The organism is Halomonas sp. HL-93, assembly GCF_900086985.1.
Taxonomy (GTDB): domain Bacteria; phylum Pseudomonadota; class Gammaproteobacteria; order Pseudomonadales; family Halomonadaceae; genus Vreelandella.
The window spans coordinates 953,680-965,969 of record NZ_LT593974.1 but is presented as its reverse complement, the minus strand read 5'-3'; the positions used below and the strand labels follow the sequence as shown (position 1 = coordinate 965,969).

Below are 12,290 nucleotides of genomic sequence, written 5' to 3'. Positions count from 1 at the left end.
CCCCAGGCAAGAGATGTTATGCTGCGCGACTTACCTTAGTCGCCTAGAGTTAGTCGCTTGGATGAGGAGAGCAACGTGAAAGCACGGGTAAAATGGACAGATGGTCGCCAGTTTGTCGCCGAATCAGGCAGTGGGCACAGCGTGGTGATTGATGGCCCGCCGGATCATGGCGGACGCAACACCGGGCCACGGCCAATGGAAATGCTGCTGATGGGCATGGGCAGTTGCACGGCGTTTGATATTCTGAACATTCTCGACAAGGCCCGCGCCGACGTCACCGACTGCGTGGCAGAACTCGACGCTGAACGCGCCGATAGCGTGCCCTCGGTCTTCACCCGCATTCATGTGCACTTTGTGGTCACCGGCCGCGCACTAAAAGAAAAGCAGGTTCAACGCGCCGTGGAGCTGTCAGCGGAGAAATACTGCAGCGCCTCGATTATGTTGACCAACGGTGGCGTTGAGATTACCCATTCGTTCGAGATGGTCGAGGCGTAACCAACCCATCATCGAAAAGCGTTCACGCTAGGAAAAACCACGTAAAAAACTTACTCAGCCGGATGCATCACAGGCCTAGTGCGGGCATAATACGCCCGCTTATTGAGCGCCTACGATTAACAGGTGTTGGATTGAGTGCTCATCACCATGCGTTGTTAACGCATGATCGGTTCCGGCGTTGGCTCGTCGGGGTGTTTTCATCTGCCATAGGGAGGCTCGGACGTGTCAGATAATCTCCGACTCCACGGGTTTAACAACCTGACCAGCTCGCTAAGCTTTAACATTTACGACATCTGTTACGCTAAAACCGAAGAGCAGCGTGCGGCTTATATCGACTACATCGATGAGCTCTACAATGCCGAACGTTTAACGCAGATTCTTAAAGACGTGACCAACATCATCGGCGCGCATGTACTGAATATTTCGCGCCAGGATTACGAACCCCACGGCGCCAGCGTCACCATTCTGATTGCCGAACATGAGCTGGATGAGACAGACCCCGAGCAAACAGAGCCGGGACCAGGGCCGCTGCCTGAAACCGTGGTGGCTCATCTGGATAAAAGCCATGTCACAGTACATAGTTATCCAGAATCTCATCCGGACAACGGTATCAGCACCTTCCGCCTGGATATTGATGTGTCCACCTGTGGCCATATCAGCCCGCTCAAGGCGCTGAATTATCTGATCCACAGCTTTGACTCTGACATTGTGACGATGGACTACCGGGTACGCGGTTTTACCCGCGATGTGGACGGCAAAAAACTGTTTATCGACCACGATATCACCTCGATCCAGGACTACCTGGCCGAAGATACCAAGCACGCCTATCAAATGATTGATGTGAACGTGTACCAGGAAAACATGTTTCACACCAAGATGCTGCTCAAGAACTTTGAGCTGGATAACTACCTGTTCGGGACCTCGCAGCGAGATATCACCTTCGAGGAGGCGCGCGATATTGAAAGCCGCCTGCGCAAAGAAATGCTGGAGATTTTCTACTCGCGCAACCTCGACTGACCGAGGCACGAAACGCAAAAAGGCCGGCTTTAATTGCCGGCCTTTTTTTATGTCTGAATAACCAAAACCAAGGCTAATAAACCCCTGGCTCGCCTTCCGGCCGCGTTTTAAAACGCCGGTGCAGCCATAAATACTGTTCGGGATGCTGACGAATGGCCTGCTCGATAAACGCATTCACCCGCGTGGCATCGGCGACCTCATCGTTGCTCGGATAGTTTTCCAGCGCAGGCAGCCACTCGTAGGTGTAGGTGCGGTTATCCGGGTTACGGTAGAAAATCAACGGTACCACTTGCGCCCCGGTCATCCGGGCGATTTTAGCGGTCAGCCGCACCGTTGCCGCCTGCTGGCCAAAAAACGGCGCGAACACGCTGGCATCGCGGCCAAAATCCTGGTCGGGTGAATACCATACCGAATACCCGGCTTTTAGCCGCCTGACCACGCTACGAAGATCGTGGCGATGAATCATCTGGTCAAACACCCGCAGGCGGGCGCGAGTCATAAAGCGGTCGAACAGCGGGTTATTATGCGGGCGGTAAACCGCATCCGACGTGAAAAACAGCGAGTGTAGCGCACCGCCCAAATCCAGCGGCGAAAAATGCACGCCGATAATCAACACGCCGTCACCTTGTGCCTGGGCCCTGGCAAGATTCTCCTCACCGATACACGCCACCCGATGGCGAAAATCCTCAGGGCTTCGGCACCACGCCACGGCGGTTTCCACCAAGCCAATGCCATTGGCGATAAACGTTTGTTTAACCAGTTCCCGCTGTTCCGCCGGGCTTTTTTCCGGAAAACAAAGCTTGATATTGACGTCGGTGATATGTCGACGGCGTTTGGCAAATCGCCATGCCAAGCGACCAATACCCGAACCGATAGCAATATTCAGCCGCCAGGGAAGCCATGCTGTAACGTACATCCCCGCTATCGCCAACCAAGTTAACCAAAAGCGCGGATGCGCAAACGAGCGTGAAGAAGATGAATCTGCAGATGATCTCGACATGCGGTTAGCCATTTATACAAAAGCGCCATGATAGCGGCGTGGCACGCGGGGCAACACCCCTGTGAGTAGGGTATAGCTGATGGTATCGCAGCTACGGGCGACCTCGTCGACTGACAGCACCGCGCCGTTGCCTGCACGCCCCCACAACACGACTTCGCTACCAATGGCCGCATCGGCCACGCCGCTAACATCCACCGTGAACATATCCATGGACACCTTACCCACCAGCGGGCAGCGCTGGCCATTCACCAGCACAGGTGTGCCGTCCTGGGCGTGGCGGTCATAGCCATCGCCATAGCCCCCGGCCACCACCGCGATACGCGAGCGACATGGTGCCCGCCAACGACCGCCGTAGCCTACCGGCTCGCCTGCCTCGACATCGCGCAGGGCAATGATTTCGGAACGCAGCGTCATCACCGGGCGAAGCGACTCGGTCGTTGGGGTCGTGGTTTCCAGCGGATTGCTGCCGTACAGCATGATGCCCGGCCGGTTCCAGGCGCCGTGGGCCACCGGCCAGGCAAGCGTGGCAGGCGAGTTAGCCAGACAAAGCGGTGCATTCAAGGTAGTGGAAAGTGTTTTTAATACCGCCATCTGCTGCTCGAAATAGCGGCTATCGGCGGCATCGGCGGTGGCAAAGTGGCTCATCAAATGCAGCGTTCCTGTCTGGGGTGCTTCGTGAAGACGCTGCCAGATAGCGCTAACTTCGTGTGGCGAAAACCCCAGCCGGTGCATGCCCGAATCTACCTTGACCCAGACCGGAATCGGCTCGCGGGGCGAAAAGGTTAGCAATGCTTCCACCTGCCAGGCGCTGTGCACCGCCATCCACAGCCGGTGGCGATCTACCAACGCCAATTCGTCGGCGCTAAAGATGCCTTCCAACAGGATAATCGGCGTGGTGATACCGCCTTCGCGCAGCGCCAGCGCCTCTTCCAAACATGCCACGGCAAACGCCGGTGCATCGGCCGCCAGAGCGCGCGCGCAGTCAAGTGCCCCATGGCCGTAGGCGTTGGCTTTGATGACCGCCACCGAGCGACTGTGAGGCGCGCATTGACACGCCAACTGATAGTTGTGACGCAGTGCGTCTAAATCAATATGAGCCACCAGCGGGCGCATGTCATTTCTCGCTTGTTGCTTACCAATCGGGGTTAATCATTATTGCTAAATAAAGTCACCGGGCACATGGCCCGGTGCTGGGGAATTAGCGATGCCAAAACACAAGATCGCTAGCTTTCAAAAATCGACGATAACGACAGGCCCTGTTTCTCCAGTGACCGGCGCAGCTTTTTAAGCGCTTCGACCTGGATTTGGCGAACACGCTCGCGGGTTAAGCCAATTTCAGCGCCAACTTCTTCCAGGGTGGCCGCTTCGTGGCCGCGCAAACCAAAACGCCGCACGACCACTTCGCGCTGCTTCTCATTGAGCTCGTCGAGCCAATGATCAACGTGCTCTTTAACATCGCCGTCAACCAGAGAGGCCTCGGGCCCGTGGTCTTCCTCGTCGGTCAGCGTATCAATTAGCGGTTTGTCGCTTTCGCCACCCATGGGGTAATCAACCGAGGAGACACGCTCGTTAAGCCCCAGCATTTTTTTGACCGTCCCCACCGGCTTGTCGAGATGCTCAGCGATTTCCTCCGCCGTGGCCTCGTGGTCAAGCTTTTGCGTCAATTCGCGGGCAGCACGCAAATAGATATTAAGCTCTTTAACCACGTGGATCGGCAACCGAATGGTGCGGGTTTGATTCATCAGCGCCCGCTCAATGGTTTGCCGGATCCACCAAGTGGCATACGTTGAGAAGCGGAAACCGCGCTCGGGGTCGAATTTCTCGACGGCCCGGATGAGACCTAAATTACCTTCTTCAATTAAGTCCAGCAGGGTTAGCCCACGATTCAGATAGCGGCGGGCTATTTTCACCACCAACCGCAAGTTGGACTCAATCATCCGCGAGCGACCCAACGGGTCACCCTTGCGTGCCAGACGCCCGTAGTACACTTCCTCTTCGGGCGTTAATAGTGGCGAAAAGCCAATTTCATTGAGGTAGATCTGCGTGGCATCAAGGCTTTGATGCTGCTGACGGTCCTCGCGCCCTAACGCTTTTTCAAAGGCATCTTCGGCGGCGGCTACTTCATCACCATCGTCAAGTGCTTCTTCCACAGCGTTCAGGTCTACTTCCTGTAGATCTTTTTCCAGCATACTCATCCGTCTTACCCCCGTTATATCGCCTATCCGCCCTTAAAAAAACCAAATGGGGTCAATGCTGCGACTCCCATCGTTATTGTTATATAAAGCGTTAACGTCGTTACCTGTCGTGATGGTCTTGGCAACACACGTGTTCATAGCTGATATCGGTTAGCGTGACGGCAGAAACTCCAGGGGATCTTGAGGCTGGCCTTCGCGGCGAACCTCGAAATGCAGCCTCGCATCTTCCGCGTCACTATCGCCCATGGAGGCAATGACCTCGCCGGCTTCCACAACATCATTCTCGCTGACATTTAGGCTGTCGTTGTGCGCATAAGCGCTGAGAAATTCATCGTTGTGCTTGAGCAGAATGAGGTTACCGTAACCGCGCACACCACTGCCTGCATATACCACAATGCCAGGTCCAGCGGCTCTCACAGGTTGCCCCTTTTCTCCTGCGATATCAATCCCGGCGGTAACGCTATCGCCTTGACCGAATTCACCCACGACCTTGCCCTCACTCGGCCACTGCCAATCAATGGTTTCGGCCGGTGTGTAAGTGCGTCCGTCGCGGTCAGGTGCCGATTCATCGCTTTCGGCCGTATCCTGTTCGGGGGCTTCTTCAGGTTCCTGCTCGGGTTCCGATTCGGGTGTCGGCTCCGCTTCGGTCTGCTCGGTTTGGCTTGGCTCTGGGTCAGCTTCGGGCGCCGATTCCACGTCCGAGGCGGTTTCGGCCGTAGCAACTTCTTCACGGCTATCATCAGGTGCAGCCTCGGCCACTTCCTGCGACGCTTCCACGGCGTCACGCTCAGCGGTGCGCTGATTTCGCTCAATGGCCGTTTCATCGGGCAGCAACCAGTCCATCTCCTGATCGCCGCCACCTGAAGATGACGCATCGGGTGCCAGCCCACGGGCGACTGCACCGCCTGAAGACCCATCCGAAGATGACGCTGTGTCACTCGAAGACGATGGTGATGACTCGGCACCCTCTCGTAGCGCCAGCGTCTGACCAGGTTGAATACGGTAAGGAGGCTCAATGTTGTTTAGCGCGGCAACTTCACGATAATCAAGGTTATGCTGCCAGGCGATGCCGTAAAGCGTATCGCCTTCTTTTACCTGGTATTCAGGGGTGCGCTCCACCGCTTCGCGGGCATCGCTCAAATCGCGCACCTGCGGCCCGCCGCCCTGCTGATTGGCACAGCCGGCAACAGCTAACGCCAGTGCGGACATCATTACTATCTTACGCATGCAAAGCCTACTCCTTTTCAGCAGCGGAGGCGGTCTGGGGAGACATGGGCGGCGTGCGCCTAAGGGCACGCCGATGCAACAGTACAACGAGTAGTGCACCAAACGCCATCAACGCTATTACACCGACTAATTGCGCGGATTCACCTGTTAGCTGCGCATAATCGCCAGGCAATAAGTAGCGATGTTCCAACGGGATCATCTCACCATCACCACCCAGTTGATAACGCACCAGTTCACGCCACGGCCAGAGCACGGGGAGCGAACCGACAATAAAACCTAACAATAACTGAAGCGTTGAACCACGATAACGGCTTAGCAGCCAGGTAAGCACCCGTGAAAAAAGCCCAAGGCCAATCAGGCAGCCGCTACCGAACAGCAAAATGATGGCCATATCAAAGCTGCGTATCGCTTCCATCACCGTGCTGTAAAGCCCCATCGTCAGCAGCAAAAAACTGCCTGACACCCCCGGCAGCAGCATCGCGCTTATGGCGATACTCCCGGCTACCACTAATACCAACGATTCGTTACCTAACGTTGACACCAACGGCATCAGGCTTGGCAACCATTGCGCCAGCAATAGCCCGGCGCCCAGGGGCACCATGTAGCGCAGCTTGAAACGTGTACCCGTGTCACCTACAACGATGGCCGACGCGGCGACCAGGCCAAAAAAGAAGCCATCCAATAACAGTGGATACACCTCCATCAGCCATAACGCCAAATGCGCTACGCTTAACAAACTTACCGCAATGCCGGTGAGCAGCGGCAGTAAAAAGGCTAAATTCAAGTGCTGGCCAAGCCCACGCAAACCGCCTCGACGCAAGGCGCCAAAGGCGCTTGGGCCAAACTGTTTGATGGTTAATAACAATTCTTCATAAATGCCGCTAATAAACGCAATAGTCCCGCCCGACACGCCCGGCACCGCATCCGCGGCGCCCATTCCGGCGCCGGTTAATAACAATCTTACGGGTTGACGCTTCAATCGACCACTCCTTGCAATAATGGAACAAAACGTACCGGCTCAAGGCGGCGTTTTTCAAACGCGCTGCCGACGCGTTTTATCTGGGTCAGCCATTGGCTGCCGTCTGACGCCTCTAGAGGCGCAATCAATACACCGTCTGGACTTAGTTGCTCCAGAAGCGGCTCGGGCAACGTCTGCGCACAGGCGGTCAACAAAATAACGTCAAACGGCGCGGCGGCGGGCCATCCTTCCCCACCGTCAGCGACTGCCAATGACGCCCGGGCCCCCAATCGGCTGAGCCGAAAGGCGGCACGCCGGTGCAACGCTTCAATGCGCTCAATGGAAAACAGCTTATCGACCAGCCGAGCCAGAATAAGTGTCTGATAGCCAGAACCAGTGCCTAGTTCCAATACGCGACTCGGCTCGGCACGCAAGACCAGTTCGGTCATCCGGGCGACAATGAGCGGCTGAGACAAGGTCTGGCCAAACCCGATCGGCAGCGCGGTATCCTCATACGCGCGGTGGGCCAGCGCCTCATCCACAAACAAGTGGCGCGGCTCGTTGGCCATGACCTCCAGCACCCGTGCATCACCAATCCCTTGGCGCATCAGGCGTTGAACCATGCGGTCACGGGTGCGCTGCGAGGTCATTCCCGTACCGCGCAGCTCTTCCGGTGACAGTTTAGGCGAATGCATCCAGCCAGTCTCGAACGTCGTTGAGCGCCTGATGGCGCGTTAAATCCGTTTGTAGCGGTGTGATCGACACAAAACCCGCCTCTACGGCTGCAAAGTCAGTATCTTCACCGTCGTCGGCATTGGCCGCCACCGGGGCAATCCAGTAACGCGTGCGTCCACGCGGGTCTTGAACGGCCAACGGCTGTTCCGCCGGGCCGCGATAGCCGAGCCGCGTCACTTTGACGCCTTTCACCTCGCTCCAAGGCACATCGGGCACGTTGACATTGAGCAACGTACGCGGCGGCAGCGACAACTGATCAACCGCCCCTACGAGGCTCGCAGCCAAATGGCCGGCCGTGGCAAAGTGCGTTTGACCGCACAGTGACATGGCAATTGCCGACATCCCCAAATTACGCCCTTCCATCGCGGCGGCGACAGTGCCTGAATACAGCACATCGTCACCCAGGTTGCCGCCGTGGTTTATCCCGGAAATCACCAAATCAGGTTTTTCATCCCAGATGCCGTTAACCCCCAGGTAGACACAGTCAGCGGGAGTGCCATCGACGCTATAGAACCCGCTGTCCAAGGCGGTCATCGCCAACGGGCGCGACAGCGTTAGCGAATTGCTTGCCCCGCTACGGTCACGATCCGGGGCAACCACACGCAAATTAGCGTGTTTGGTCAGCGCATCGTAAAGCGCCTTAAGCCCAGGCGCATGAACACCATCGTCGTTGGATAGCAGCAAACGCCGCATGGGAATCTCCTTAATTGATGACACCTGCCCTGCCCGCCTCTTTAATCAGGCGACGCGATCAGTTCGCTGACCACCGCAGTGGCGAAACTGCCGCGGGGCAGCCCGAATGAGAGTACCACGCTCTGCGCTTCTCGGTTTAGACGCGGCTCGCTCAAACACATTCGCAGCGCCCGCTGCCCGCGCTTGACGCCGCTGCGCAGCAAGCCATCGCACAGTGTTGGATATCGTTCGAGTAACGCGGCCTCATACTCGCCCGCCGCCTGCTGGCTGATATTGCCCACCCCCCATAAGGGCCCTGTGGGATGCAGATCAAGCGCGTCGGCACGCGAGCATAGTGTGGCGTCCACCTGGTCAACATTGAACACGCTTTGGGTGCCCTCAAGCATTAGGGTATCGCCGTTAACTGGCTGTTGCCATTGATTTTTATCTACCCTATCGCTAAGCAATTCATTAAATAAAAAGCTGCGCGCGGTGGATAGCAAGATGCCATGTCGGTCATCGCGCTTACGCCACCCGCGCGCTAACAAGGCTTCCGCGCGTTGCAGATTGCGACCCGCTGGCCCGAAACGCTGCGCACCAAAATAGTTGGGCGCGCCCTGCTGGCACAGTGTCTGCCAACGCTGGCTAAAGTCATCCGCCTCCACCGCCTCACCGCTAAGCCGCAGCTGAAAGCGGTTATAGCGATGCACACCGCGCTTTAACTTGCGCGGATGGCGGACGCACTGCAAAACGCTCACACCGCTATAGGTGAGGGCCTGGACTAAATCTGGCGGAGCCTCTTTACCTGGCAAATGCACGCTCAACCATTGACGGGTGACGGCAACGCGGTCTTTCATTCCCGAATAGCCAACGTCACGGGTCCCAACACCGCAGCGCTGACTGAGCAACTTGACGACCTCCAGGGTCGTCTGATTGCGCTTTTCAATATTTAGCCAAAGGTGTTCGCCGTGGCCTTCCGGGGCGAAATCCAGCACCTCGTCGACCAAGAAGTCGTCGGGCGCCAGGCGAAACCGGCCCGGTTTTGGCGGGCCTAACGTCGCATCCAGGCTGCGCTGCCAGCGGGGTAGTTCAAGCATGAGGCGTCTCAAGCGGGCTAAGCAACACCACCGCCTCGGCGGCAATACCCTCTCCGCGACCGGTAAACCCCAGCCGCTCGGTGGTGGTTGCCTTAACGTTCACTTGGCCCATGGCCACACCAAGGTCTGCCGCGATTGCCTCGCGCATGTCACCCACAAAGGGCGCCAATTTGGGTGCCTGGGCCATCACCGTGGCATCAATATTGACGACGTTATACCCCTTGGCACGCACCAGCGCCATAACCTGACGCAAGAGGTCACGGCTATCCGCGCCTTCCCATGCTGGGTCGGTATCTGGAAAGTGATGACCAATATCGCCCAGCGCACAGGCACCCAGCAGCGCATCGCTTACCGCGTGCAGCAGCACATCGCCGTCGGAGTGGGCAATAAAGCCGTGATCAAACGCCACCTTCACACCACCCAGCATCAGGTGATCGCCAGGGCCGAACCGATGGACATCAAATCCGTGACCAATTCGCATTAAAGACTCCTCTGGGACGTCTCGCGTTGTGAAGTAAGAATCGCGGCCGCCAGGGCCAGGTCGTCAGGGTGCGTCACTTTAAGGTTATCCCGGCGTCCGGGCACTAACTGCGGGGCATCGCCCAACGCCTCCACGGCGGAGGCTTCATCGGTGACCAGCGTATTGCGCTTACGGGCCTCGCCTAGTGCTCGGCAAAGCTGACGATAGCGAAACCCTTGCGGTGTGAGCGCGTGCCACAATGCGTCCCGGGGCTCGCTACGCAGGCTGGTCCCGGTTGAGCTGGCGCGTTTCATGGTATCTGCTACCGGCATCGCCAGCAGCGCGCCTGCCGCGTGGCTTTGCACGGCTTGATGGAGCGCTAGCAGGTCGTCGCGGGTCACACAGGGGCGGGCAACATCATGGATAAGCACCAGATCATCATCCCCCGCGCCGATGGCATTGAGCGCATTGAGCACGCTATCCATGCGCTCTGCGCCGCCGGTGACACGCTGCCAATCGGCAAACGGCACCCACTGTTCTGCAAACCAGCGGTCATCGTCGTCCAGGCAAAGCACCAACCTGGCCTCAGGAAACGCGCTGTGTAGACGCTCTAACGTATGCGCGAGAATCGGGCGGCCCAGCAGTGGGAGATATTGTTTGGGTCGATCCGCCGCCATACGACGTCCTTGCCCGGCAGCAGGTACCACCAACCACAAAGGGCTACTCATCGGGCTGCTCCGGGCTAACCACTGTACTGGCGTTAATGCCAATCAACTCTTCCTCAATGGCAACGCCCGGCACCCAAAAGAACTGCTCGTCAGTACGCACCATGCCCATATCACTACGCGCGCGTTCTTCCACCGCATCCAGGCCATTTTTAAGATCGGTGACTTCTGCTGCCATCCTGGCGTTGCGCTCGCGAAGGGGCACATTTTCTGCCTCTTGCACGGCGACGCGCTGCTCAAGCTGCTGTAAGTCGCGCCAGCCACCATCGCCGAGCCACAGCTGATATTGCAGCACCCCCAACACCAGCAGCAGCGCGAATAATAGCCATCTGCGCATGACCGCTCTCCTTTGTGTGACGATTACCCAGGGTTATTTAAATAAGTTATGCAGGTACGTTATGCGGATAAATTGGCGCGCATTATGCCATTAAGCCGACCCGCCAGCGAGTTGCTTTCATTTATACGGTAGCGCGGTGAATGCCGCGTCACGGTAGGCCGCCACCTGCCGCCCTTCATCACGGCAAAAGGTTGCCACCGCGTTAGCTAGGCCAGGATGGGCAAGGTAATGCAACGAACGAACACGCTGCGGTGCAAATCCACGCAGTAGCTTATGCTCGCCCTGCGTTCCCGGATCAAACAGCATAAGCCCTTGCTCAAGGCAGTATTCGATGCCCTGGTAGTAGCAGGCTTCGAAATGCAGGCAGTCGGCCATCACCTCGCTACCCCAGTAGCGCCCATAAAGCGTCTGGGTGCCCTGGAAGTAAAGCGCCGCCGCCACGGCTCGCCCGTCAAGGTGCGCCTGTACGAGCAGCAGCGACTCAGACATATCACGATAAACGCGGTTGAAGAACTCTTGTGTCAGATAAGGCGGCCGACCGCGCTCCTGATAGGTGATCGCGTAACAACGGTAGAAATGTTTCAGTGCAGCAGGGGTGATCTGTTCGCCGGACAAACGCACCATCTCTAGGCCCTGTTCGGCGACCAGGCGGCGCTCGCGCTTGATCATCTTGCGGCGTTTGGAGGTCAGCGAGGTGAGAAACCCATCGAAGTCCCCGAAATCTCGATCACGCCACTGAAACTGCACACCCTCGCGGCTAATCAGTTCGGGGCACTGTGCCTGCCACGCCTCGACTTCCTGGGTATCGGCAAACAATAAATGCCAGCTCGACAATGCCTGGCGCTGGCACTGCGCTTGCCAGCCCTGAGCCAGCGCGGCATAAACCGCCTGAGGATTGCTATCCTGCGCGATCAACGCGCGCGACCCAGGCACCGGCGTAAACGGCACCGCACTCAGCGCTTTGGGATAATAGTGGCCGCCAGCCCGCTCAAAGGCATCGGCCCAGCCCCAGTCAAATACATACTCGCCATAGGAATGATGTTTCTCATAGAGCGGCATGGCACCTACCAGCTGCGCGCCCTGCCACACCGTTAAATGGCAAGGCTGCCAGCCGGTTGCCGGACAAACCGAACCGCTGGCCTCCAGCGCATGTAAAAATGCATGACGTAAAAACGGCTGGTCGGCATCCACCAGCGCATCCCACTCGCGGGCCGACACGGCCTCCATGGCGGATAACACCGCCACTGATAACGACGCTGGCATGGCATCTCCCAAACATAGGGTTGGCATTAATTAAGCTACTCTACACTATGCTGACCCGTTACCCTGCTAGGATAAAGGCGCGTTATTTAACGCCATGATCGGCCTCGCG

The 12,290-nt window shown here is 57.5% G+C and carries 14 protein-coding genes; 2 read left to right on the top strand and 12 right to left on the bottom strand.

Annotated features, from left to right (window positions below):
* The first annotated feature begins 75 nt into the window (after nucleotides 1-75).
* Nucleotides 76-495, top strand: coding sequence for an OsmC family protein (locus tag GA0071314_RS04355; RefSeq protein ID WP_074395485.1), 420 nt, complete (start codon nucleotides 76-78; stop codon nucleotides 493-495).
* A 222-nt stretch (nucleotides 496-717) separates the two neighbouring features.
* Entirely contained in the window at nucleotides 718-1,512 is a 795-nt protein-coding gene (gene speD, locus GA0071314_RS04350; RefSeq protein ID WP_074395484.1) for an adenosylmethionine decarboxylase, read from the top strand.
* A gap of 73 nt (nucleotides 1,513-1,585) precedes the next feature.
* Here speD and lpxL read toward each other — a convergent pair whose 3' ends face one another.
* The 12 genes from lpxL to GA0071314_RS04290 form a co-directional block, all read right to left on the bottom strand.
* Entirely contained in the window at nucleotides 1,586-2,512 is a 927-nt protein-coding gene (gene lpxL / locus GA0071314_RS04345) for an LpxL/LpxP family Kdo(2)-lipid IV(A) lauroyl/palmitoleoyl acyltransferase (protein WP_074398424.1), read from the bottom strand.
* A 12-nt stretch (nucleotides 2,513-2,524) separates the two neighbouring features.
* Complete coding sequence (alr, locus tag GA0071314_RS04340; RefSeq protein WP_074395483.1) at nucleotides 2,525-3,625, bottom strand: alanine racemase; 1,101 nt, start codon at nucleotides 3,623-3,625, stop codon at nucleotides 2,525-2,527.
* A gap of 110 nt (nucleotides 3,626-3,735) precedes the next feature.
* Nucleotides 3,736-4,707: an RNA polymerase sigma factor RpoS gene (rpoS, locus tag GA0071314_RS04335; RefSeq protein WP_074395482.1), complete on the bottom strand. Its 972-nt coding sequence runs from the start codon at nucleotides 4,705-4,707 to the stop codon at nucleotides 3,736-3,738.
* A gap of 150 nt (nucleotides 4,708-4,857) precedes the next feature.
* Nucleotides 4,858-5,934 (bottom strand): peptidoglycan DD-metalloendopeptidase family protein, encoded by a 1,077-nt coding sequence (locus tag GA0071314_RS04330; protein WP_074395481.1) that lies wholly within the window; start codon nucleotides 5,932-5,934, stop codon nucleotides 4,858-4,860.
* Nucleotides 5,935-5,941: 7 nt separating this feature from the next.
* Nucleotides 5,942-6,913: a DUF368 domain-containing protein gene (locus tag GA0071314_RS04325; protein ID WP_074395480.1), complete on the bottom strand. Its 972-nt coding sequence runs from the start codon at nucleotides 6,911-6,913 to the stop codon at nucleotides 5,942-5,944.
* Nucleotides 6,910-7,587 (bottom strand): protein-L-isoaspartate(D-aspartate) O-methyltransferase, encoded by a 678-nt coding sequence (locus tag GA0071314_RS04320; protein WP_074395479.1) that lies wholly within the window; start codon nucleotides 7,585-7,587, stop codon nucleotides 6,910-6,912. Before GA0071314_RS04320 ends, GA0071314_RS04325 begins: the two co-directional genes overlap by 4 nt.
* On the bottom strand, nucleotides 7,574-8,320 hold the full coding sequence (gene surE, locus GA0071314_RS04315) for a 5'/3'-nucleotidase SurE (protein WP_074395478.1): 747 nt from the start codon (nucleotides 8,318-8,320) through the stop codon (nucleotides 7,574-7,576). Before surE ends, GA0071314_RS04320 begins: the two co-directional genes overlap by 14 nt.
* A gap of 41 nt (nucleotides 8,321-8,361) precedes the next feature.
* A complete protein-coding gene (truD, locus tag GA0071314_RS04310) occupies nucleotides 8,362-9,396 on the bottom strand; it encodes a tRNA pseudouridine(13) synthase TruD (protein ID WP_074395477.1) in 1,035 nt (344 codons plus the stop codon).
* Complete coding sequence (gene ispF, locus GA0071314_RS04305; protein WP_074395476.1) at nucleotides 9,389-9,877, bottom strand: 2-C-methyl-D-erythritol 2,4-cyclodiphosphate synthase; 489 nt, start codon at nucleotides 9,875-9,877, stop codon at nucleotides 9,389-9,391. The genes truD and ispF overlap by 8 nt, the downstream gene beginning before the upstream one ends.
* The gene (gene ispD, locus GA0071314_RS04300; protein WP_074395475.1) at nucleotides 9,877-10,584 is read right to left on the bottom strand and encodes a 2-C-methyl-D-erythritol 4-phosphate cytidylyltransferase; all 708 of its coding nucleotides are present in this window, start codon (nucleotides 10,582-10,584) and stop codon (nucleotides 9,877-9,879) included. The genes ispF and ispD overlap by 1 nt, the downstream gene beginning before the upstream one ends.
* Nucleotides 10,577-10,918 (bottom strand): cell division protein FtsB, encoded by a 342-nt coding sequence (gene ftsB, locus GA0071314_RS04295; RefSeq protein WP_074395474.1) that lies wholly within the window; start codon nucleotides 10,916-10,918, stop codon nucleotides 10,577-10,579. The genes ispD and ftsB overlap by 8 nt, the downstream gene beginning before the upstream one ends.
* A gap of 117 nt (nucleotides 10,919-11,035) precedes the next feature.
* Nucleotides 11,036-12,181, bottom strand: a complete 1,146-nt coding sequence (locus tag GA0071314_RS04290; RefSeq protein WP_074395473.1) for a GNAT family N-acetyltransferase — start codon at nucleotides 12,179-12,181, stop codon at nucleotides 11,036-11,038.
* Between the last annotated feature and the right edge of the window lie 109 nt (nucleotides 12,182-12,290).

Bases quoted from the DNA above. Each gene is read 5' to 3' on its own strand.
- lpxL (WP_074398424.1), bottom strand. From the start codon at position 2,512: ATGTCGAGATCATCTGCAGATTCATCTTCTTCACGCTCGTTTGCGCAT.
- alr (WP_074395483.1), bottom strand. From the start codon at position 3,625: ATGCGCCCGCTGGTGGCTCATATTGATTTAGACGCACTGCGTCACAAC.
- rpoS (WP_074395482.1), bottom strand. From the start codon at position 4,707: ATGAGTATGCTGGAAAAAGATCTACAGGAAGTAGACCTGAACGCTGTG.
- GA0071314_RS04330 (WP_074395481.1), bottom strand. From the start codon at position 5,934: ATGCGTAAGATAGTAATGATGTCCGCACTGGCGTTAGCTGTTGCCGGC.
- GA0071314_RS04320 (WP_074395479.1), bottom strand. From the start codon at position 7,587: ATGCATTCGCCTAAACTGTCACCGGAAGAGCTGCGCGGTACGGGAATG.
- surE (WP_074395478.1), bottom strand. From the start codon at position 8,320: ATGCGGCGTTTGCTGCTATCCAACGACGATGGTGTTCATGCGCCTGGG.
- truD (WP_074395477.1), bottom strand. From the start codon at position 9,396: ATGCTTGAACTACCCCGCTGGCAGCGCAGCCTGGATGCGACGTTAGGC.
- ispF (WP_074395476.1), bottom strand. From the start codon at position 9,877: ATGCGAATTGGTCACGGATTTGATGTCCATCGGTTCGGCCCTGGCGAT.
- ispD (WP_074395475.1), bottom strand. From the start codon at position 10,584: ATGAGTAGCCCTTTGTGGTTGGTGGTACCTGCTGCCGGGCAAGGACGT.
- ftsB (WP_074395474.1), bottom strand. From the start codon at position 10,918: ATGCGCAGATGGCTATTATTCGCGCTGCTGCTGGTGTTGGGGGTGCTG.
- GA0071314_RS04290 (WP_074395473.1), bottom strand. From the start codon at position 12,181: ATGCCAGCGTCGTTATCAGTGGCGGTGTTATCCGCCATGGAGGCCGTG.